General features: G+C 60.5%; 16 protein-coding genes and 1 pseudogene. 9 read left to right on the top strand and 8 right to left on the bottom strand.

Annotation, left to right across the window (positions count from 1 at the left end; all coding sequences use genetic code 11):
- Positions 1-128: 128 nt before the first annotated feature.
- Both ntrC and ACYVKM_RS04475 read right to left on the bottom strand, forming a co-directional pair.
- Complete coding sequence (gene ntrC / locus ACYVKM_RS04470) at positions 129-1,511, bottom strand: nitrogen regulation protein NR(I) (RefSeq protein ID WP_460876099.1); 1,383 nt, start codon at positions 1,509-1,511, stop codon at positions 129-131.
- On the bottom strand, positions 1,504-2,511 hold the full coding sequence (locus ACYVKM_RS04475; RefSeq protein ID WP_460876101.1) for a two-component system sensor histidine kinase NtrB: 1,008 nt from the start codon (positions 2,509-2,511) through the stop codon (positions 1,504-1,506). The genes ntrC and ACYVKM_RS04475 overlap by 8 nt, the downstream gene beginning before the upstream one ends.
- A gap of 220 nt (positions 2,512-2,731) precedes the next feature.
- Between ACYVKM_RS04475 and ACYVKM_RS04480 the strand changes: the two genes are divergently transcribed.
- The 3 genes from ACYVKM_RS04480 to ACYVKM_RS04490 all read left to right on the top strand — a co-directional run bounded on the left by ACYVKM_RS04480 (position 2,732) and on the right by ACYVKM_RS04490 (position 6,138).
- Positions 2,732-3,292 carry a TetR/AcrR family transcriptional regulator gene (locus tag ACYVKM_RS04480; protein ID WP_460876103.1) on the top strand — a complete coding sequence of 187 codons (561 nt, stop codon included), beginning with the start codon at positions 2,732-2,734 and terminating at the stop codon, positions 3,290-3,292.
- Between the two features lie 64 nt (positions 3,293-3,356).
- Positions 3,357-5,330: a M61 family metallopeptidase gene (locus ACYVKM_RS04485; protein ID WP_460876105.1), complete on the top strand. Its 1,974-nt coding sequence runs from the start codon at positions 3,357-3,359 to the stop codon at positions 5,328-5,330.
- Between the two features lie 190 nt (positions 5,331-5,520).
- On the top strand, positions 5,521-6,138 hold the full coding sequence (locus ACYVKM_RS04490; RefSeq protein WP_460876107.1) for a nuclear transport factor 2 family protein: 618 nt from the start codon (positions 5,521-5,523) through the stop codon (positions 6,136-6,138).
- 16 nt (positions 6,139-6,154) lie between these two features.
- On the opposite strand, the gene ACYVKM_RS04495 is transcribed toward ACYVKM_RS04490, so the two are convergent.
- Positions 6,155-7,048, bottom strand: a complete 894-nt coding sequence (locus tag ACYVKM_RS04495; protein WP_460876108.1) for a CPBP family intramembrane glutamic endopeptidase — start codon at positions 7,046-7,048, stop codon at positions 6,155-6,157.
- A gap of 263 nt (positions 7,049-7,311) precedes the next feature.
- On the bottom strand, positions 7,312-7,890 hold the full coding sequence (locus ACYVKM_RS04500) for a TetR/AcrR family transcriptional regulator (RefSeq protein ID WP_460876110.1): 579 nt from the start codon (positions 7,888-7,890) through the stop codon (positions 7,312-7,314).
- 152 nt (positions 7,891-8,042) lie between these two features.
- On the opposite strand from ACYVKM_RS04500, the gene ACYVKM_RS04505 reads away from it, so the two are divergent.
- The 3 genes from ACYVKM_RS04505 to ACYVKM_RS04515 all read left to right on the top strand — a co-directional run bounded on the left by ACYVKM_RS04505 (position 8,043) and on the right by ACYVKM_RS04515 (position 10,651).
- The gene (locus ACYVKM_RS04505) at positions 8,043-8,777 is read left to right on the top strand and encodes an SDR family NAD(P)-dependent oxidoreductase (RefSeq protein ID WP_460876111.1); all 735 of its coding nucleotides are present in this window, start codon (positions 8,043-8,045) and stop codon (positions 8,775-8,777) included.
- A 102-nt stretch (positions 8,778-8,879) separates the two neighbouring features.
- A complete protein-coding gene (locus tag ACYVKM_RS04510; protein WP_460876113.1) occupies positions 8,880-9,470 on the top strand; it encodes an NADPH-dependent F420 reductase in 591 nt (196 codons plus the stop codon).
- A gap of 80 nt (positions 9,471-9,550) precedes the next feature.
- Positions 9,551-10,651 (top strand): NADH:flavin oxidoreductase/NADH oxidase, encoded by a 1,101-nt coding sequence (locus ACYVKM_RS04515; RefSeq protein ID WP_460876115.1) that lies wholly within the window; start codon positions 9,551-9,553, stop codon positions 10,649-10,651.
- A gap of 226 nt (positions 10,652-10,877) precedes the next feature.
- Here the strand turns inward: ACYVKM_RS04515 and ACYVKM_RS04520 are convergent, their stop codons facing one another.
- The 3 genes from ACYVKM_RS04520 to ACYVKM_RS04530 all read right to left on the bottom strand — a co-directional run bounded on the left by ACYVKM_RS04520 (position 10,878) and on the right by ACYVKM_RS04530 (position 14,240).
- Positions 10,878-12,386 (bottom strand): FAD-dependent monooxygenase, encoded by a 1,509-nt coding sequence (locus ACYVKM_RS04520; protein ID WP_460876116.1) that lies wholly within the window; start codon positions 12,384-12,386, stop codon positions 10,878-10,880.
- A 572-nt stretch (positions 12,387-12,958) separates the two neighbouring features.
- Positions 12,959-13,591, bottom strand: a complete 633-nt coding sequence (locus tag ACYVKM_RS04525; protein ID WP_460876118.1) for a M23 family metallopeptidase — start codon at positions 13,589-13,591, stop codon at positions 12,959-12,961.
- A 193-nt stretch (positions 13,592-13,784) separates the two neighbouring features.
- Positions 13,785-14,240, bottom strand: a complete 456-nt coding sequence (locus ACYVKM_RS04530; protein WP_460876120.1) for a DUF3830 family protein — start codon at positions 14,238-14,240, stop codon at positions 13,785-13,787.
- A gap of 150 nt (positions 14,241-14,390) precedes the next feature.
- On the opposite strand from ACYVKM_RS04530, the pseudogene ACYVKM_RS04535 reads away from it, so the two are divergent.
- A pseudogene (locus ACYVKM_RS04535) lies at positions 14,391-14,600 on the top strand (GntR family transcriptional regulator); the annotation flags it as partial.
- 84 nt (positions 14,601-14,684) lie between these two features.
- Positions 14,685-15,767 carry an aminotransferase-like domain-containing protein gene (locus tag ACYVKM_RS04540; RefSeq protein WP_460876530.1) on the top strand — a complete coding sequence of 361 codons (1,083 nt, stop codon included), beginning with the start codon at positions 14,685-14,687 and terminating at the stop codon, positions 15,765-15,767.
- 377 nt (positions 15,768-16,144) lie between these two features.
- Here ACYVKM_RS04540 and ACYVKM_RS04545 read toward each other — a convergent pair whose 3' ends face one another.
- Entirely contained in the window at positions 16,145-18,460 is a 2,316-nt protein-coding gene (locus ACYVKM_RS04545; protein WP_460876121.1) for an alpha-amylase family glycosyl hydrolase, read from the bottom strand.
- 632 nt (positions 18,461-19,092) lie between these two features.
- Between ACYVKM_RS04545 and ACYVKM_RS04550 the strand changes: the two genes are divergently transcribed.
- Positions 19,093-20,205 (top strand): polysaccharide biosynthesis/export family protein, encoded by a 1,113-nt coding sequence (locus tag ACYVKM_RS04550; protein ID WP_460876123.1) that lies wholly within the window; start codon positions 19,093-19,095, stop codon positions 20,203-20,205.
- The last annotated feature ends 53 nt before the right edge of the window (positions 20,206-20,258 follow it).

The following is a 20,258-nucleotide window of genomic DNA, read 5'->3' on the forward strand; positions in this document are numbered from 1 at the left end:
ACAGCGAGGCTGATCATCAATTCCCTTTGTTCGCCATCGGATTCCGGCCTTCACCGGAATGACGACGGAGGTGAGATTGCCGCGAGCCCCCGCTCCCACCCTCTCCCGGTTGGGAGCGGGGGCCGAAACTAGCGTCGCCGCGTGCGCGAGGCACCCAGCTTGCGGGTCAGCGTGTTGCGCCCGACGCCGAGTGCCTGCGCCGCGTTCTGGCGATGGCCTTCGCTGGCCTGCAACGCCGCCTGCAGCAGGGTCTGGTCGAGCGCCTCGCGGGCACGGGCGTGAATGTCCGCCTCGCCCCTGGCCAGCGCATCGACCGCCCATTCGCGCAACGCATCGGTCCATTCGCCGCTTCCCGATGCACCTGTGGCGACACCGCCCAGGTCGGCGGGAAGGATCTCCGCGCCAGGCGCGATCACCGCCAGCCGCCGGCACAGGTTTTCCAGCTCGCGCACGTTGCCGGGAAAGTCGCGCTGCGCGATCAGTTTCAACGCCGCGCGCGAGAAACGCTTTGGCGACAGCTTCAGCTCCTGGGCGGCAGCAGCGAGGAAGTGCTGCGCCAGCAGCGGGATGTCGCTGCGCCGCGTGCGCAGCGGTGGCAGCTCGATGCGTACCACGTCGAGCCGGTGCATCAGGTCGGCGCGGAACTGGCCGGCGGCCACGCGCATGGCCAGATCCTGATGGGTGGCTGCGACAATGCGCACATTGCCACGAATCAGTTCACGTCCTCCGACCCGGTAGAACTCGCCACCGGCAAGCACGCGCAAGAGACGGGTCTGCAGGGCCAGCGGCATGTCGCCAATCTCATCGAGGAACAGCGTGCCGCCCTCGGCCTGCTCGAAGCGACCGGCGTGTCGGCGTGTCGCGCCGGTAAACGCGCCTGACTCGTGGCCGAACAGTTCGCTCTCGAGAAGCTCGCTGGGAATCGCCGCCGTATTCAACGCGACAAAGGCCTTGCCTCGACGCGCACTTTCTTCGTGCAGCGCGCGCGCGACCAACTCCTTGCCGGTACCGGTCTCGCCCGTGATCAATACATTCAGGTCGCTCGCAGCTACGCGACCGATCAGACGGAATACCTCGCGCATCGGCGCACTCTCGCCGAGCAGCGCGTGGTTCGGCGCGATGACGTCGCCGCCCACCACCGATGGCACCGAGACGCTGGCCAGGGCGCGCTGCACCACGGCAACCGCATGATCGAGATCGAACGGCTTGGCCAGGTAATCCACGGCGCCGGCGCGATACGCTGCGGCTGTGGTGGCGACGTCGGTATAGGCGCTCATCACGATCACCGGGCCGATGTCCTGTGCCTGCAGTTCGGCGAGCAGACCCAGGCCATCCTCACCGGGCATGCGCACGTCGGTAAGCAGCAGGGCCGGTCGCGTGTCCCGCAAGGCCGCACGCACACTGGCTACTTCCCCGAACTCCCGTACGGCCAGGCCGGCATCTCGCAGCGCTTCCGCCAGCACGAAGCGCACGCCGCGGTCATCGTCGACGATCCAGATTTCTTCAGTCATGCGCGCGCTCCAGCGGTAGATACAAAGTAAACACCGTCTCGCCGGGACGGCTCGTGCAACGCAGTTCGCCGCCGTGCTCGTGTGCGATCTCGCGCGACAACGCCAGCCCGAGACCGGTGCCATCCGCACGACCGGACACCAGCGGCTGGAACAGCGTGTCGCGCAGTTGCACGGGCACGCCCGGACCGTCGTCGATCACGTCCACCCGCAGCACCATGCGCAGCATCCGCTCGCCCAGGCGCAGGCCGTGCTCGACCCGTGTGCGCAGGGTGAGCGACTGTGCACCGGCCTCCAGTGCGTTGCGCGCGAGGTTGAGCAGCACCTGCTGCAATCGATCCGCATCACCGTGCAGGTCCGGTACGCTGGGATCGTAGTCATGATGCAGTTGCGGCGGCGACGGCTCCGCCTGCAGCAGATCGGTGAGCCGTTCCAGCAACTGATGGATGTTCACCGGACCGAGCTGCGCCGCGCCATCATGATGCAGCAGGCGATTCGCCAGCGCGCCGAGACGGTCTGCCTCGTCGATGATCAATCCCGCCAGCGCCTGCAGATCCTCGCTGCCGACGCGCCGCTGCAACAGTTGCGCCGCACCGCGCAGACCGGCCAGCGGATTCTTCACTTCATGCGCAAAGCCGCGCAGGGTGGCCGACAAGGGCGAGCTGGTCGCCAACGGCGCGGCCAACGCATGCACTTCCAGCAACAACCCACCGTCGAACGGTTGCAATGCGATGTCCGCCATCGTTTCGCGACCGCTGGCCGCCACCAGCGAGACCCCCCGCCATTGCTGGGGGCGCCGTTCCGTCAGCACCTTCGTCGCCTGCGCCACCCCATCCTGATCAGCAAGCAACAGGCCCAACGGCTGCCCGACCGCACTGCGCGGCCCCAGCTCCAGCCATTCGGCCAGCGCGGGGTTGATCCACTGCAGGCGCAGCCCGGCATCGACCAAGGCCAACCCGGTCGCCATCTGCTCTGCCCACGTACGCCATCCCATCTCGTTCATTGCACCATGATGGGCAATGCGTCCAATTGGTGCAATTGGCGTAGCTGATGACTGATTACTTTGAGACCGGCAGTGGGCAGAACTCCATAGTTTGTGGGCAGCCCGATCTCCAAAGTTATTTGGCCCACAAACTATGGAATTTGGGTCACGACCGAGTTACCTGAAGGTCGACATTTCGCCACATTGCACATTGTACCTACTAGTATGTATAGTGGTGCGCATGGATACGAGAGAACGTCTGATTGAGAGCGCCCAGGAATTGTTATGGGAGCGGGGCTATGTGGGTATGAGTCCCAAAGCCATTCAGAACAAAGCTTCAGCTGGGCAAGGCAGCATGTACCACCATTTTGAAAACAAGGCAGCGCTCGCTTCAGCCGCCATCGCGCGAAGCACCGAGCAACTGTACGAGTCGGCCCGGCAGGAATTCGCACAGCCTTGCTCCGCTCTCGATCGCATCGTTTCGTACCTTCATCGCGAGCGGGAGGCACTGCGAGGTTGCCGCGTTGGAAGGCTGACGCAAGATCCAGAGATCATTGCCGACCCGCAACTCAGACAGCCCGTGCAGGAGATGTTCGCGAAGCTGACACAGGAACTGGCCTCTCTCATTGTGGAAGGCCAAAGGGCTGGAGAATTTCGCGCGGAGATGAACCCGGAAGACACCGCCTCGACCATTCTCGCCGTTCTGCAGGGTGCTTATGTCCTGGCGCGCGCCGCGAATTCTGCAGAACCGTTCAATCGCGCGATCACGGGAGCGATCTCCCTCTTGAAACAAGCAGGGTAGCGTCAAGCGCGCGCCGCGAAAGTGAGCTTTCACCACCACGTCCCATGTTCTCTGCAGAGATTGAATGGACCGTACCTTTGATGGGCCCTCAGAGAATCTTTTGATCTTGATCTATATCGGGCCCTTACGCATGCAACGCATCGCTTCTTACTGCCTCACCGCAATCCTGGCATTTGCCATGAGCACGACGTGCAGCGCTGCCTCAAGCGCGGAGCCTCCGATTCTCCTCAAGGTCGATCTGCGCGATGCACCGCGCAAACTCCTCCATACGACGGAGATCATTCCCGCCAAACCTGGTCCGATGACCCTCGCCTATCCCCAATGGCTTCCGAGCGTTCATCTGGCCGGGCCTATCGATCAGCAGGCTGGCTTGTTTATCACCGCCCACCGGATGGGTTCTGCAGCCGCCACGCCGATTCGCTGGGAACGCGACCCCGTGGCGCTTTACCTCTACCACATCGTGGTCCCGAAGGGCGTCAGTTCCATCGAGGTGAACTTCGACTTCATTACCGCGACCGATGCAACAACCCCGGGATCAACCGACGCAAACATTGCGGCGCTCAATTGGAATACGGTTCTCATGTATCCGTACCAAGGGCGATCCACACAGGTCGCTTCGATTGAGGTCACTCCGACCATTGTCATGCCGGCGAATTGGCATTTCGCTTCGGTCCTCCAATCCAGTCAAGCACCGGCCTCTTCCGAACGTTCAAATGCCGTCACGTTCCACACCGTCTCGCTTGAGCAGCTAGTCGATTCGCCGGTAATTTCGGGACGCTACTTTCGAGAAATTCCCTTAGCGCCTGAGATCACTCCCAAGCACTATCTCGACTTGGTGGCCGACACGCCGGCGTCACTCCAGATCAATCAATCACACATCGACAAGTTCAGCGAAGTGGTTCGTCAGGCCGGGATTCTCTTTCACGGTCGACACTACGATTCGTTCCACATGCTGGTCACGCTGTCTGATCAGATCGCTGGCGACGCGTTCGATCATCATCAGTCGCTCGACGATCGCAGACCAGCCAATTTCCTGACGAGCGAAAAGTCTCTCACGCTGTACGGGGATTACATCGTGCACGACTTCGTGCATAGCTGGAACGGAAAATATCGGCGCCCCATGAGCCTGATGGCCGCCAACTATCAGATGCCCATCATCGGCACCGATCTTTGGATCTACGAGGGGCTGACTGACTATCTTGCCGGCGTCCTCACCGTTCGATCCGGCATCTGGACGCAGCAACAATTTCTCGATCAATGGAGTGAGAAAGCTGCCCATTTCGACCGTCGCCCTGGAAAAACCTGGCGCGACCTTCAAGACACGGCAACGATGGCGCCGATCCTCTGGGCAGCCGACAGCTCCGCCTACGAAAGCTGGCGGCTTGGCGGCTACGATTTTTACGGTGAGGGCGCTCTGATGTGGCTGGAAGTCGACACCACGATTCGCAGCGGAACCGCAGGCAAGAAATCGCTCGATGACTTCCTGGCGCTTTTTTACGGTCAGAGCACCGACACGGGACCCACTACGCTTCCTTTCACCCGCGAGAACCTCGTCAACGCACTGAACACTGTTTATCCGCACGACTGGGCGTCTTTTTTACAAGAACGTCTCCACGAGCTCACGCCGGAGGCTCCCCTAGGGGGCTTTATGCACGGTGGATATCGCCTGGTTTACCGAGACACACCGAATGCGTGGACCACGCTTTCGGGCAAAAAGGATTTCGAATATTCGATCGCCATGAAGGTGCGGTCGGACGGCGTCATCACCGATGTGCTCATCGGTGGCATTGCGGATAAGGCGGGCTTTGCGTCGGGCATGAAAATTCTTTCCGTCAACGGGCAGCCCTTTTCGATCGATCAGCTACAGCGCGCGATCCGCAACGCCAAAGGAGTACCGCCCCCCATCGAGTGCGCTGTTGAGAACAACGGTGTCACCACCACACTCACCCTGGCATACCACGGCGGAGAACAGTATCCGGCCTTGGAACGGAATGCTGGGACAAAGGATCGTCTGCTCGAAATAGCCGCGCCTCGCTAGACGTCTTCGCGCTGGCCGCAGAACACGTCAGCCGAACAGCGCCGCAAGAACGTGGCGGCGGCGACCGATATCGGCCGCAATACACACGAGCAGTCCAACGTTGCGGTCGTCTATGAGCTGGCCCAGTTTTCGAATTCGTTACGTGGATGCGCTGGCATCGACTAAACACAAGCACATCGGAGCGTATCGCATGACCAAGCCCATCGATCCCCCATCACCGGACAGACTTCACCGAGCCGCACTCAGTCGCCGAGACCTTCAAAAACGGATGGGCACGACCGTCAGGCTTGGGCGAACGGCAAGGCCATTGCGCCTTGCCGCGGTCTGCCTGGCGACCGCCTTTATCACAGGGAACACCATTTGTTCTTACGCAGGGACCGCAGCCCATACAGTTGAAGCAAACAACACGCTCACAACCGAAGGAAACGCAACGTCCACCACCGAAGCGAACAAGGCATTCGTGCACAAGTTGTTCAGCGAGAACAAGGGACTACTCGACTTTCCGGATCACCTTGATCCCAACCTCGTCATATACGAGCCAGCATCGCTTCCCTTTGGCGGGACGTACCGCGGGCTTGCTGAAGTTCGTAGCATCTTCCCTCGGGCAGGAAAGTTCTACGACTTCAGCCGTTTCGAGGTCTTGGGCATCTACGGGGACGGCAACACCGTGTTCTCGAGCCTCAAGGTCGGCCTGGCCGGATCCAAGTCGTCGATCTTCATTGCCGAGCAGTGGACGTTCAACGGAACAAAGGTCGTGGCGATCCGCGTTTATGTCTGCGAGCCGCAAGAGCGCGCAGCGCACCCTTGATGGGGCGAATCGCGAGCTAGCTTCCTGCCCGCTGAATGATCGAGCCGACAGGTAAAGTTTTCCGCAATAGCAAAAAGGCCGCCACGACAGCAACAAATGCCAGGATGCTCCCCTCGGGACCCACGGCACCGCCCGTCAGCAGTGCGGATCCATGAGGCAGAAAATTAAAGAGATGCCCCTGGTCGAGGTAACCGCTTCCTGCTGCGCCAAAAAGAGGCGCGCTGGCCCAATTCCAACCCGTGTGATAACCCACGGACCACCATAGCGATCCCGTGCGATAAACGGCATACGCCAGCAGCATGCCCTGAATACCCAGGCGCACCAGCCAGATCACACTCGCACCAGGGTTTCCAAGGTGGATGATGAAGAACATCACACCCGATACGAGAATGGCACCTTTCCAGCCCAGGAAGCGCTCGGCCACCAGAAGTATCGCTGCTCTCCCGTACAACTCCTCGCCCAGGGCGCCCACAAGATCGGCGAGCAGCCAACCCACACCAAACTTCATGGCGCTGACATCTGATTGGGAGCCAAAGGAAACACTCGCGTCATTCATGGCCACGATAACCAGGATCGCGGCAGCCATGACTGACAAACCGATCGCCAGGCCGATGACGAGATGCCTGACTGCGCGCGTGTCATTTATCGGAAAACCATCGAATGGACGACCCAGCGCCGCCCAAACAACACCCACAAGCAAAGCATTCCACCCGAGCCTTACAAGCATGAGAGCTGCATAGGCCTGCAAGGACATGGCGCCGTCCTTGATCATGTGCAAGTTTGCCGCATGACTCAACGGCGCCATGACCTTGGATTCAACGGGATCCTGGAGAAAGTAGGCGCAAACCAGGATCGCGAGAGCACACCACGCACGTGGTGAGCCCAAGCCTTTCGAAACGATGCCACGCATGACCAAACTTCCTAAGGTAGACCTTGTCAGCCTCGCCCGCGTCCGCGATAACGTCTCCCAATCACGCTGCTCAACGTTTCCCACCACGCACCAATTCGGATGCGCCCTGTGCGGTCGACGTGCGGATGATGCGAGCAGATGCTGGCGTCGGATAGAAGGAGGCGCCCATGAACGCGATCATCGGGCCCATTCCAGTAGAACCTTTGCGTGCGCGCCATCCCGCAAGTTGAAAATACTCTCGAGCATCCAATCGCTGATTGGATTCAACACGTTGCCTTCGTTTCATCGTTGCTCGGCGGGTTTGTCAGGATGGCGCTCGCAATCACGTGAAAAAGATGATCCGTCCGCGGCGCGAATGCGGATTGGCCGGCGAGCCAGCCGAGCGCCGACATCAGGGCGAACAGGTCGTCCCCATTCATATCGGCGCGCGCCGTTCCCTCGGCCTGAGCACGGAGCAGCAATCGCGCGCCCACTGCGTGCACCGCTGCGCATGAAGCGTAAAGCGCAGATTCCGGGTCAGCGTGGGCGCTCGCAAACAAGTCGGCAACGCCGCGATAGCTATGGACGAATGCCACCCCTTCGCGAAACCAGGACACAAGCGCTTCGTCAGGTGGACTCGACGTTTCGAGTTCGTCTGCCTTCTGCGCCAGTGCGTCCAGATTCGTACACAGCAACGCCTCGAACAAGGCTTCTCGCGTCGGGAAATGACGAAGCAACGTGGCCAACCCGACGTCGGCCCGGCGGGCGATATCCCGCATGGACGCATCGACACCATGCTCGGTGACGACGTCACGCGCGACTGCAAGTAGATGGCTGTAATTTTTTCTGGCGTCGGCTCGCATAGGTGCCTTGACAAACGGATCAGTGATCCATATATTTGGATCAGTGGTCCGTTTGCTGTGAATCAGTATCTGGATCGGTGATCCACAAGATACAGCGTCTCTGTCCCCATGGGAACAGAGACACTGTCCGACACGACGAAAGGTGAAAAGTCATGGGAAAGCTTGAAGGTAAGGTTGCAGTCATCACGGGCGGATCGAGCGGCATGGCGCTGGCGAGCGCCAAGCGGTTCGTCGAAGAAGGCGCCTACGTTTTCATCACCGGCCGGAGGCAGGAGGCGCTCGATGAGGCCGTCAGGCTGATCGGCCGGAACGTGACCGGCGTGCGCGGCGACGCGGCCAATCTCGACGACCTCGACCGTCTGTTCGACACAGTCAAGCGGGAAAAGGGCCGGATCGACGTCCTGTACGCGAGCGCCGGCATCGGCGAAGCCGTCCCGCTGGGCGAGATTACCGAACAGCATTTCGATGCGACCTTCGGCCTGAACACGCGCGGCACGGTGTTTACGGTGCAGAAGGCGTTGCCGCTGTTCAACGATGGCGGATCGATCTTCATGACCGGGTCCGTTGCATCGGTGAAAGGTTTTCCTGGTTATGGCGTGTATGCGGCGAGCAAGGCGGCGTTGCGCGCATTTGCACGCACGTGGCTCAACGAACTGAAGGACAGGAATATCCGGGTGAACGTACTGAGCCCGGGGCCGATCGCCACACCGATGCAGGACCAGGTTCTCACCGAGGAGGCGAAGCAGATGTTCGAATCCCTGATCCCGCGGGGAAAGATGGGGCGTCCCGAGGAGATTGCGACGGCCGCGCTGTTTCTTGCTTCAGACGATTCGAGCTTCGTGAATGGGATGGATTTGGCTGTCGACGGTGGCTTCTCGGCCATCTGACATCGCACCGAAAAGCGTATGGGTGCCTGGCACTCCAAGAAGACGCTGATCACGCCTGGATCATTCCGGGCAACCCACTTCAACACCGATCGGAGAGGCAACATGAGCTACGCAATTGTAGGTTTCGGCGCGGTCGGCCAAGCGCTGGCCCGCATGTTCGCCCGCAAGAGCATCGAAGTGGCTGTAGCGAGCAGGCATCAGCCTGAAGCGCTCGCGCCGCAGGCAAGCGCGATCGGCCCGACGATCGTCCCCAAGACCTTGAAGGACGCGCTCGAGGCCGACATTGTCATGCTGGCTGTCCGCTACGAGCAGCACCGAGAGGTTGCGAAGGCACGGACAAGCTGGGCGGGCAAGATCGTGATCGACGTGACGAACACGCTCGACGATTTGGGCGGCGTTCCCTCCTCTTCCGTCATAGCCCGCGCCCTGCCCGGCGCTCAATTGGTCAAAGCGTTCAACCATCTGCCAGCCCGCGTTCTCGCGGAAGACCCGGCCATCAACGGCGGACGCCGGGTTGTATTCCTGTCGAGCGACGATGAAAGCGCGACCGCAACGGTCGCCGCCCTGGTCGAGCAGCTCGGCTATGCGCCGGTCAATCTCGGCAAGATCGCGGAAGGCGGTCAGCTCGTGCAGGCGCGGAACGGGATCTGGGGCCCCCTGGTCTTCCAGGACCTGTTCAAGAAGGGGCAGTGACCGATGTACGACCATGTGATGTCGAACGCGGGCTTTACGGAGCACATGGCCTGCGCCAACACGCGTCGGAAAGAGTTGCTATGAGCCTCCCAAAGCTGTTCACGCCGACACAAGTCGGAAACTTGAAATTAGCCAATCGCATCGTGATCGCCCCGATGGCTCAGTACTCGGCCAAAGACGGACAGATGAGCGATTGGCACCTGATTCACCTCGGTCAACTGGCGATTTCTGGTGCGGCGGCGATGACCATTGAGGGAACGGCGGTCACCCCCGAGGGGCGCACCAGCTATGGTGATGTGGGGCTTTATTCGGACGAGTGTGAAGCCTCCATGGCGCGAGTGCTGCACAGCGTTCGGCAGTGGTCGGACACGCCGATTGGAATCCAGCTCAACCATGCTGGCCGAAAAGGGTCTCGGCAGAAATTATGGGACGGCGGTGCACAGATTCCGCAAGCTCACGCGAATGGTTGGAACACGCTTGGCCCATCCTCGGTCGCTTTTGCGGCCGGTGATACACCACCCACAGCCCTGGACCCCGATGGCCTGGCCGCCATTCGCGACGCCTTCGTGGCGGCAGCGCGACGCGCCTCCCGACTTGGGTTGGATTTCATTCAAATCCTGGGTGGGCATGGCTATCTGCTCCATCAATTCCTCTCGCCTCTCTCAAACCACAGAGACGACAAGTACGGCGGCTCATTGGAAAACCGAATGCGCTTTCCACTCGAGGTTTTCGACGCCGTGCGAGACGCGTTTTCGCATGATCGGCCCGTTACGATGCGGGTATCCGCGACTGACTGGATGGAAGGTGGATGGTCCGTCGAGGACACGATTGCTTTTGCCCAAGCACTGGAGGCTAGAGGCTGTGCTGCGATCAATGTCTCAAGCGGCGGCTCGAACCCAGCCGCGCAAATTCCAATCGGACCCGGCTATCAGGTTCCCTTCGCGCGGGCAGTGAAGCAGGCAACGACGCTCCCTGTCATTGCTGTCGGTCTGATCACTGAATTCGAGCAGGCCGAATCCATTCTCAGCACGGGAGACGCCGATCTAATCGCGCTCGCTCGAGCCGTGCTCTTCGACCCTCGCTGGCCTTGGCACGCTGCTGCTCACTTTGGGACCCAAGTCAAGGTGCCGAACCAGTATCTGCGCTCTCAACCCAGTCGGCTGCGAAAAGTGTTCGTTTGAATTCGTCTTTTCGAGAGGGGCCGGCGGTGCATTCGTAATTCAACAACGTCTCGTAGGAGCGAGGTGTGCGACGTTCACGACCCTAGCCGGGCCTCCCCTCCTCGACAAGCAGCGTAAAGATGGGTGACCCAAAGCCCGCAGGCTCCCCCTTGCGGGCTTTTTATTGCCGATACCGAGGAAGGCTATTCCCGGAGCCCCTCACAGAATGACCTTGGAGGCCGGCACGCTACGCCGCAATGCCGGCATTGGGTGGCCCGAACCAGGCGGTCAGCGCGTCGGCAAGTCCCAGGTCCGTGCCTTCTCCCACCCAAGCCACATATCCATCGGGTCGAATCAACACGGCGGCGGGTGCAGTGACTGCCCCGAGTGCTGGAAGCTCCCACTTGGCTACGTATTCGGCGTCGATCAGCTTGACCTTGTCTGCCCAGGGTGCAATGTCGAAGCCGCCGGGTTCACCGAGGTTGAGCAGCAGCGGCCGGGCATCATGGAGCAGGCTGAAGACTCGCTGCGGGCCGTTGGCGGTAATCAGGTCCAGATCAGGCATGCGGCGTCCGAGCAACGGATGTCCCTCGCCAAGATCGTAGTGAATATCCAGACCGGACATCATCGCGGCGTATCGCCTGCGAGGCTCGTCCATGCCGAGGAGCTCGGACATGGTGTCGCGCAGGGCGTTCGTGCGTTCGTCTGGCCGGCGAAGCGCGACACTCGCCATCGTGTTGCGCAGCACGCGGGCAGCCACCGGGTGGCGCTCTGCATGGTAGGTATCGAGGAGGCTTTCCGGGGACCTCCCCTTGACCACCTGGGCCAGCTTCCATCCCAGGTTCACCGCATCCTGCACACCGGTGTTGAGGCCCTGTCCACCGTCTGGGGCATGCACGTGTGCAGCGTCGCCAGCCAGCAGGACCCGTTTGACGCGGTAGGTCGCGGCCTGCCGGGTCATGTCGGTGAATCTGAAGATCCAGGTGGGACTGTGGATCCCGTAATCGGTCCCGCATGCGGCGATGAGCGCCGCGCCGAGATCGTGCAAGGTGGGTTCGGTCGCGGGCACGACATGCTGTTCGGTCACCGTGACCGTAGTGGGCCCACCATCCATGTAGACCACCTTGCCATCGCGAATCTTGTACTCCAACTTGCCGAAGGCATGGATGCCAAAGGCATTGCGGTGGACGCCCAATGGTGGCTTCTCGGCCATCTCGACCTCGGCGATGAGGTGGCTGGTTGTCGGATCCCATCCGGGAAACTCGATGCCGGCCGCCTTGCGGATCAGGCTGCGTCCTCCGTCGCAGCCGACGAGATATTCCGACCGCAACGACAGGCCATCGGACAGCCGGACGTCGACGCACGTATCGTCCTGCGTGAAGCCTGTGACTTCACGTCCGCGGTAGAACTTGACCCCCAGCTCGTCGACCCAGCCGGCGAGAATGCTCTCGATGTGGTTCTGCCACAGCCCGAGTCCGTAGGGGTGCCGGGTGGGAAAGTCGCTGATGTCCAACCGCGTCCCGCCGAACCCGGCGACCTGAGCCACCTGTCCCTCCGAGAGGAACCGATCAGCGATTCCACGCTGGTCGAAAACCTCGATAGTGCGCGAATGAAGACCGCCTGCGCGCGAGCCGACGAGGGTCTGGTCGGCACGCCGCTCCACAATGGCAACGTCGACGCCCGCCAGCGCCAGCTCTCCCGCCAACATCAGGCCGGTCGGACCTCCTCCAACGATCGCAACGGCATGCTCAATCATGACCGCGCTCCGGCGGCATCGCGGCAATCGTCATTTGTGCATCACATCCGTCGACACCGCATGCCCGCAACCGCGTGACAAGCTCTGCCATGGATTCAAGTGCTCCGGGCTCATGCTTCGACAACTGCACACTCATTCCGCTACTCCCAATTCCGCAGGCTTATTTCGGTTGGCAATTGAGCAGCATGACAAGGGGCTTGTCGCAAGCCCCGGTGGGTATAAGATATTGAAGTGGGAGGAGTGAATTCTCCTCATTGCGGTTTCGTCCGCTACGGGCGGACAGCTTCCTGGCAAAGTCGGGGAACGCAAAGTTCTTCACCCGCTTCAGCAAGGTCAGCTCAAACGCCACCGGTCGTCGAGAGCGCCGCCATTCTCAAGAGGTTCGTCGCCGCGCCACATGAGCGTTGGCGGAGTTTGCCGCGAAGTGATCCGCACCACTCACAAGCCGGCGTTGCGGCCAAAGCAGCGGCGTACGCACATGTGCGCATTGGATAACCCGAGACGAAACACGCGACGCGTGTGCTCACCCTTGCAGCCAGCACGAGGTGCTGATGAAAGGAGACTGCCGCACATCAGCAAGGACGTGCTTGATAGGTGGCTCCTTTCACGGCGAAGCCGCCGGGTACTCCGCAAAAACGCGGGTTCCGCTCCCGCTTTCCGTTTTCGTTATCGGTCAGGAAGCCGCCCGAATCGATGGGTTCCTCGGGGTTGGGAATGGCCACCTCGAAGTGCACGTGGTGGAGCATGGCGCAGCCCACAGCACCTTCGTCACCCAGATATTGTCCCGCCTTTACCCAATCGCCGACTTTGAGCCCGGCCTTCCTGGTAACCGTGTCATGGGCGATATGCGAATAGTTCGTCCATTCGCCATTGGGGTGGGCAATCCACACATAGTTGTTGTGACAGTCCTTCGCCGCGCGCCCGGACTGTTGTTCGCTATATCCATCCTGGATGGCGACGATGCGCCCCGATGCTGCTGCCACTACGCGATAAGGAGCCTGGCCGTCGACAGCGAACAGGTCGTTGCGGCCGGGCGGTCGGTGGGTGAGGAAATCATCAAAGACTTTGACGTGGGTTCCGTCAGTGAAAGGCAATCGATAGATATTCTGGCTGGGCGTAAACGCAGGTCGTTCAGTCTGTGCCAGTGAAGAGCCTGACAAAGTACAAAACAGTGCAAGTCCAACGAAGATCGAATGGATACGCATAACATTTCTCCTTCAACGGCATCCTCAAAGAGTCAGCCAGCGCCAGCGATCACGCGCATGTGTTGCGCGTACCGCCGATATCATGTTTCAGCTGCCGCCGGGCTATCACGCCTCGTCGTTGCTGGAACAGCAGCCGGCTAAACCATCCGTCGCATCTATACCTATACATAGAGTGGGTCACACGCATGGGCCCTCATTGCCACGTCAGTTGCAACGACTGAGCACCTTGGTGCAGGAGTGTTTCTCCCAACGTGCGCAGACTCGTCATGTCACCCTCCAGCGTGATGACATGATTGCCAGCCAACGCGCCTGCGCGGCTGGCAAACGCACAGGCACCATAAGGAATAAGCAGTTCGGGCTCACTTTCATTCCCTGCATAGAGAAGAAGCTGGCCCGGATGGGGATAGGCCATGGCGTTTTCCGGCGCCAGTTTCAGCTCGAGGCCAAGCGGCATCCAGGCGGCCTCACCACTCCAGCGCGCATGGAGCACGATGCCATCGAATGGCAAATGCTCCGCAAGCCACGCCACGGATTTCGGCGCCGCTTGCGCTTCCAGGCGACCGGTGAAACAGAGTGCGCCGACGATCATCTGCACTTTTCTTGTGGTCAGGGATTCACCGTCTCGATCGACTGGTTGGCGCAGTGTCATCGTTAGTGCCTCTGTCGACATGTCTGCCTCACTCCTGACCTTCGCGCCGAACCGGATCGCCGACGCCATGGAGCAACGCTACCCTTCCGGGTTCATGCAGTACCGATACAATTCGGGGCAACCTGATCGATACAGTTGAGAGGGCATCAGATGCCTACGGATGGCACAGGTTCGCAGACGCTGGTCGAGGAATGTGTCCACTGGGTGAAGCGCCGAATCGATGGCCAGGTCTTTCGGTCCGGCATGCGCCTTCCATCGATACGGACCTTGTCTCAACAGAGGGGCGTTTCCACTTTCACGGTGGTCGAGGCCTACGAACGGTTGGTAGCGAGTGGGTATCTGGAAGCGCGGAAAGGTTCGGGATTCTATGTTCGCAGGCGCCCTGGCGGACCCCATCTGCCGATAGCCAACCATCAGCGTGCGCACGTTGACTTAAGCTGGTTGATGCACAACATGCTGGCTGATTCAGCAGCACCGGGTCCCGGACTCGGCGTGCTGCCGGCGTCATGGCTCGATGGAGCCCAGTTAGGCGCAGCGCTGCGCTCGCTTGGCCGTCAGGGGACGAGCGGATGGCTGGAGAGCGGCAAGCCTCGCGGATTCGAACCCTTGCGGTCCGTACTGCAGCAACGACTGGCCGAGCTCGATATCGTTGCTCATCCCGAGCAGATCGTTCTCACGACCGGCATCACCCACGCCTTGGATCTGGTATTGCGCACGCTGGTGGGTTCCGACGATACGGTTCTTGTGCTGGATCCGTGTTGGTTCGGAGCGCTGGGCATGCTGGCCGCCCGCGGCACCCGCGTTATTGGCGTCCCGTGCACGCCCGACGGGCCGGACCTCATGGCCATGGAGCGCCTGGCGCAACAGGAAAAGCCGCGACTTCTTCTTATCAACTCGGCCGCACACAATCCCACCGGGGTATCGCTTTCCCGTGCCACCGTGGCAAGCATCCTGGATATCGCCACACGACACGACTTCCTGATCTTCGAAGATGATGTTTACGCCGATCTGTGCACGTCCGCGATCACGCGTCTGGCGGCCGGTGATCAATTGAATCGCGTAATTTACGCAGCCAGCTTTTCCAAAACACTCGCATCCAACATCCGGGTCGGCTACATCGCGTGTCGGCCGGATCTGGCGGAATCCTTCGCAGATACCAAAATCTTGACCGGGTTTACCACGCCCGAACTCAACGAGCGTTTGGTACACAAGCTGCTGGTGGAAGGCAGGTATGCCAGGCATGTAGGCGAGTTGCGCGAACGCCTGGCCGAATGTCGCGCCCGAACCAAGCGAACGCTTCGTCATGAAGGGATCGATATCTTTGGCGATCCCGTAGATGGCATGTTTCTCTGGGTGAATATGCGCACCGATACCAATGAACTGGCTGTCGTCTGTCGTGAGAAAGGCTTGTTGCTGGCGCCGGGCAGCTTGTTCTCGCCACAGCAGATGCCCAGCTCATGGATGCGCTTCAACATGACTACGTCCGCGGATGCCATCGCTACCGTGCTTGGTTGCGTCCGAAGCTAGCGGCCGTTCAACTCCATTTGCTGTGGTACACGGATTCAACACGCATCAACGAAGTGCCAGTGACCGCGCGCCCCCTTGCGACCTGAAACGGCATGACGGAGAGAAGCTGTGACCAGTCTGCCAATGCAGGCAGGAGAATCACCGCGCCGCCTGGGGTCACGGAAGCCGGGGGCATCCGGGGCAAGGCGCACACTAAGGCGCCAATCAATCCAATCCACCGGTCTTGCGCTACGCACAACTGGCCGCCTTCTAATGAAACGAACAAGCCATGCGCCTGAAGTTGCGCGCATGGTCTGCGTTGGTGAACCATCAAAGGCTCAAACTTTGGAGAACGGCCGCTTACAAACCATGAAGTAGCTGATGTCTGCACCTGCTGACTACTTCGAGATCAACAGCAGCAGGGATTGGCCGCACTGGCTGTAATTGGTGCCCGCACCACCGATCAAGGCTTCGTTGCCCGGGGTAACGAAGGTGTTGGCGCCATCGTTCCAGTTGCAGGTGTCGGTTACCCGGTACCAGCTCGTGCCGGTAGGTGGCGCCGGCAAGGTGAAATTGACGCTGCCAGACCAGCCGTTATAAGCGATATACATCGAGTTGGCATCGCCGAAGGTGGAGCCGTTGACGGTGTAGGCGATCGCATAGTTGCTGGTGTTGTTCCAGTAGCTGGAATCGGCGACGGCGCCGCTCGGCTCGTACCAGACGACCTGGCTGGAGGTGTACCAGGTCACCGGACGAAGCGATGGATGCGCCTTGCGGAAGGCGATGATCCGCTGGGCGAAGTTGTAGAAGTTCGACTGGTCGGTGCTCCAGCTGTAGTTGAGCCAGTTGGCGGTCGAGTCGAGGTTGTAGGCGTTGTTGTTGCATTGAAGCGTGCGCAGGTATTCGTCGCCGCCCTGCATCAGCGGCGTGCCGGCCGACAGCATTTCGAAGGCCATGCCGGTGCGTGCCGCGCGTCGCTGATCAGCCGCCGCGCCGCCCTGGTCCCAGCTGTAGTTGGTGCTGGTGCCGCCGCTCGACGGTCCGTAGGGCCACGCCTGATTGTTGTTGGAACCGTTGCAGGAATAGACATCCTTGAGCGTCAGGCCATCATGCACGTCGATGAAATTCGTCGAGTTCCACGGTGCACGGCCACTGGCCTGGAACAGGCTGGACGAACCGGAGAAATCCGTCGCGTCCTGGCCGATCGAGATCGTCATGTTGCCGAGCTCGTTCTGTGCCTGGCGCATGGTGTCGCGGAACGCGCCATTCCATTCCGACCACCCCTTCGGGAACCCTCCGAGCTGATAGGAATTGCCGCCGATCGCCCAGGGTTCGGCAAACAGGTCCAGCCCGCTGCCGCCAGTTGCGGGGCGCACCGTGAACTCTTTCAGGATGCGGTTGATCGCGACGTTCGGGTCCGCCGCATCGAAGTTGTATCCACCGTTCGGGCAGTTCGGCGCGGCGGATTCGTAAGCTCCGTTGAGGCAGCTGTTGCCCAGCACGGAGGCCAGGTCGAAACGAAAACCGTCCACGCCCATGGTGTTGGTCCAATAGGCGAGTGAATCGACGATCAGATTCTGCGCGACAGTGTTGTACGTGTTGAAGTTGGCGCCGATGCCGGTGTTGTCGTAGAAATACTGGTTGGTCGAATCGAGTTCGTAATACGTCGCGTTGTCCAGCCCACGCCACGATTCGATGGTCGCGGTGGTGGGGTCGGTGCCGGTCCATGTGCCGCCTTCCGCAGTGTGGTTGTAGACCACATCCATGTAGACCTTGATGCCGGCATTGTGGAAGGCCTGCACCATCGCCTGGAACTCCGCGGTCGGACCGCCCGGCGCCTTGTTGTAGGCATAGTGGCGATCGGGGGCGAAGTAGTCTTCGGTCATGTAGCCCCAGTAGTTCTGGTTCGCATCCGAGTTCGGCACGACGTCGTTCGCGTCGTTCTGCGTTTCCTGCACGGGCAGGAACTCCACCGCGGTGACGCCGAGACTTGCGAGGTAGGTCGCCTTGAGTCCGGCACCGTAGTAGGTGCCCTGATATTGCGTCGGGATGCTCGGGTCCTGCCTGGTCAGGCCGCGCACGTTCACTTCATAGATGACGTCGTCCTTCTGCGCGCGGGTCGGCTTGGTGCCGATACTTTGCCCGCTGGCGGCCAGCACGATGCCCTTCGGTGCGTAGATGCCACTATCGATGTTCCGGTAACTGGCACCGGACGCGAAGATGTCGCCATTCTGATTGGACGCGTTGAGCGGGTCCTGGCTCATCTCCTGCGCATAGGGATCCAGCAGCAGCTTGTTCGGGTTGAAACGGTTGCCACTGCCATCGACATCCGAGATGAAACCCACCGCAGATCCCTTGGTCCAGCTCGCGTTGTAGGGCCAGTTCGGACCCCAGGCGCGATAGCCGTAATAGACCGCTCCGGTAATGCCCGCGGCCTGGATCGCGGAAACCGGCACCGTCACCGCCCAGATGCCATTGCCGACCATGCTCAGGACATAGGTGGCGGATTCCTGTACACCGTAACCGCTCGCATACAGATAGAGCTTCATGTAGCTGGCGTGGGCGGAATAGACCCGGAAGGTAATGGTGGTCTTCTGGGCGTTGTAGCTTGCACCCAGGCTCATGCTGTTGATGGTTGCCTGGACAGGCATCATCGGAACGAGGGTGAGGCTGGCGCATATCAGCAGCGCGGCGAGAATCTTCGGACACTTCATCTGGTCAATCCCCATCCTGTTTCACTGACGATCAGGTTTGAAAGAGTTGCCGTTATTGAACGTAATTCCTGGCGCTGCGAGTGTCCGGCGTGAACCTGCCTGTGCTGCTGTCGTATTGAGACTCCGCAGCCAACGCATTTGCGGACGCGATATTGACGATGCGGAAGTCGGTGCATGGATACTAGGCAGCATCGCAGTGCAGCAACCAGCGTATGCATACGTATTCATTGGAAAGCGATGGCTTCACTTGTGCTGACCGCACCGTTCGCGAGTCACGCCGATCTCTTGCAAGACGCACTCACCTTGGGTTGAGCCCGTATCGAGCGCGGCTTGACTGGCCATCGCAGATCCTCATGCAGCAAGGATTCAGTTTGATCGATGGTTAATGATGCCCTCTTCACGTGATCTGTGGCATCACACAGCACCCTTTCGATATCCGATTCAAGCAAGTGCTACACGCGCAGAAAGTCACTCACGAAAAGTGATGGATGCACTTTCCCTGCCACTGGTTTGACTGGTTCAACCAATAAAACCCGGATTCACCGAGTTCGTGGCCGCGGCAACAATTTGCCGGCATGCCAGGCGGATTGCTGCCTCCATGGTTATGCCTTCGTAGAACTTCAGGAGCCTATATGACCGTGAAAACATCCTCCGCCCTGATCATCCTGGGATCCGCACTGCTCGCCGGTTGTGCAATGGCTCCGGGACAACGCATGTCCAGCGATGGGCTGGTTCGCGGCACGCCGACGGACAACAGCCAGGTCCAGCTGGTAACGATCACCCCGCAACTGCTGGCGGGGGACCATGCAGCAGCGATGCTGAGCGCGACGGTGCCGCAAGCACTGCTGGCATACCAACCGGAGCCTTATCGCATTGGCCCGGGTGACACGCTCTACATTACGGTCTGGGATCATCCGGAACTGACTTCGCCAGCGGGCACGCAACAACAGACCGCAGCCAATGGGCGCCTGGTACGTTCCGATGGCACGCTGTTCTATCCCTACGTGGGTGCCTTCAAGGTGGGCGGCATGACGCTTGAGGAACTGCGTCAGGCCATCACCAGCAAGCTCGCCAAATACGTCGAGAGGCCGCAGGTTGATGTCAGCGTGGTTGGCTACAACAGTCAGCATGTGCTGTTCCAGGGCGCATTCATGAAGACCGATCCACAGACGATCACGGCGGTGCCGCTGACGCTGGGGCAGGCGCTCGGCTCGGCAACCATCAACGCGGATCAGGCCAATCTGTCAGACCTGGTACTGACTCGCGACGGGCACGATTACCACCTGGACCTGACCGCCTTGAACGGCGGCCATAGCGTTGCGCAGGATATTTACCTGAAGCCGGGAGATCGTCTGTTCCTTCCCTATAACGACACGCAGGAGGTGTATGTCATGGGCGAAGTGATGCGACCCATGGCGGTCACCTTCAGGACGGTCGCCGACCTTTCGCTGACGCAGGCGCTGGGTCGGGCTGGCGGCCTCAACCCCGTCACATCCAGCGGCAAGGAAGTCTATGTCATTCGCGGCGCGAAGGATCTGGACAATGCCCCGGCCAAGGTCTTTCATCTCGATGCCCATTCGCCGACAGCGTTCGCGCTGGGTGACGAGTTCAGGGTAAAACCGGGTGACGTAGTGTTTGTCGGCGCAGCCGGCGTGACTCGCTGGAATCGTGTGCTGAGCCAGTTGCTGCCGTCGGCCACCCTGATCAGCAGCGCAGCGGCGGCGAATTACAGCGCGACTCACTGAAACGACCCGCAAGGGATGAAACAGCTTTGATCACGAGATCGCTGGCGTCGAGC

Source organism: Rhodanobacter koreensis, assembly GCF_054782855.1.

What these genes read in the sequence shown, in the direction of transcription:
- ntrC (WP_460876099.1), bottom strand. Translation starts at nt 1,511, where the DNA reads ATGACTGAAGAAATCTGGATCGTCGACGATGACCGCGGCGTGCGCTTC.
- ACYVKM_RS04475 (WP_460876101.1), bottom strand. Translation starts at nt 2,511, where the DNA reads ATGAACGAGATGGGATGGCGTACGTGGGCAGAGCAGATGGCGACCGGG.
- ACYVKM_RS04480 (WP_460876103.1), top strand. Translation starts at nt 2,732, where the DNA reads ATGGATACGAGAGAACGTCTGATTGAGAGCGCCCAGGAATTGTTATGG.
- ACYVKM_RS04485 (WP_460876105.1), top strand. Translation starts at nt 3,357, where the DNA reads ATGGACCGTACCTTTGATGGGCCCTCAGAGAATCTTTTGATCTTGATC.
- ACYVKM_RS04490 (WP_460876107.1), top strand. Translation starts at nt 5,521, where the DNA reads ATGACCAAGCCCATCGATCCCCCATCACCGGACAGACTTCACCGAGCC.
- ACYVKM_RS04495 (WP_460876108.1), bottom strand. Translation starts at nt 7,048, where the DNA reads ATGCGTGGCATCGTTTCGAAAGGCTTGGGCTCACCACGTGCGTGGTGT.
- ACYVKM_RS04500 (WP_460876110.1), bottom strand. Translation starts at nt 7,890, where the DNA reads ATGCGAGCCGACGCCAGAAAAAATTACAGCCATCTACTTGCAGTCGCG.
- ACYVKM_RS04505 (WP_460876111.1), top strand. Translation starts at nt 8,043, where the DNA reads ATGGGAAAGCTTGAAGGTAAGGTTGCAGTCATCACGGGCGGATCGAGC.
- ACYVKM_RS04510 (WP_460876113.1), top strand. Translation starts at nt 8,880, where the DNA reads ATGAGCTACGCAATTGTAGGTTTCGGCGCGGTCGGCCAAGCGCTGGCC.
- ACYVKM_RS04515 (WP_460876115.1), top strand. Translation starts at nt 9,551, where the DNA reads ATGAGCCTCCCAAAGCTGTTCACGCCGACACAAGTCGGAAACTTGAAA.
- ACYVKM_RS04520 (WP_460876116.1), bottom strand. Translation starts at nt 12,386, where the DNA reads ATGATTGAGCATGCCGTTGCGATCGTTGGAGGAGGTCCGACCGGCCTG.
- ACYVKM_RS04525 (WP_460876118.1), bottom strand. Translation starts at nt 13,591, where the DNA reads ATGCGTATCCATTCGATCTTCGTTGGACTTGCACTGTTTTGTACTTTG.
- ACYVKM_RS04530 (WP_460876120.1), bottom strand. Translation starts at nt 14,240, where the DNA reads ATGACACTGCGCCAACCAGTCGATCGAGACGGTGAATCCCTGACCACA.
- ACYVKM_RS04540 (WP_460876530.1), top strand. Translation starts at nt 14,685, where the DNA reads ATGCACAACATGCTGGCTGATTCAGCAGCACCGGGTCCCGGACTCGGC.
- ACYVKM_RS04545 (WP_460876121.1), bottom strand. Translation starts at nt 18,460, where the DNA reads ATGAAGTGTCCGAAGATTCTCGCCGCGCTGCTGATATGCGCCAGCCTC.
- ACYVKM_RS04550 (WP_460876123.1), top strand. Translation starts at nt 19,093, where the DNA reads ATGACCGTGAAAACATCCTCCGCCCTGATCATCCTGGGATCCGCACTG.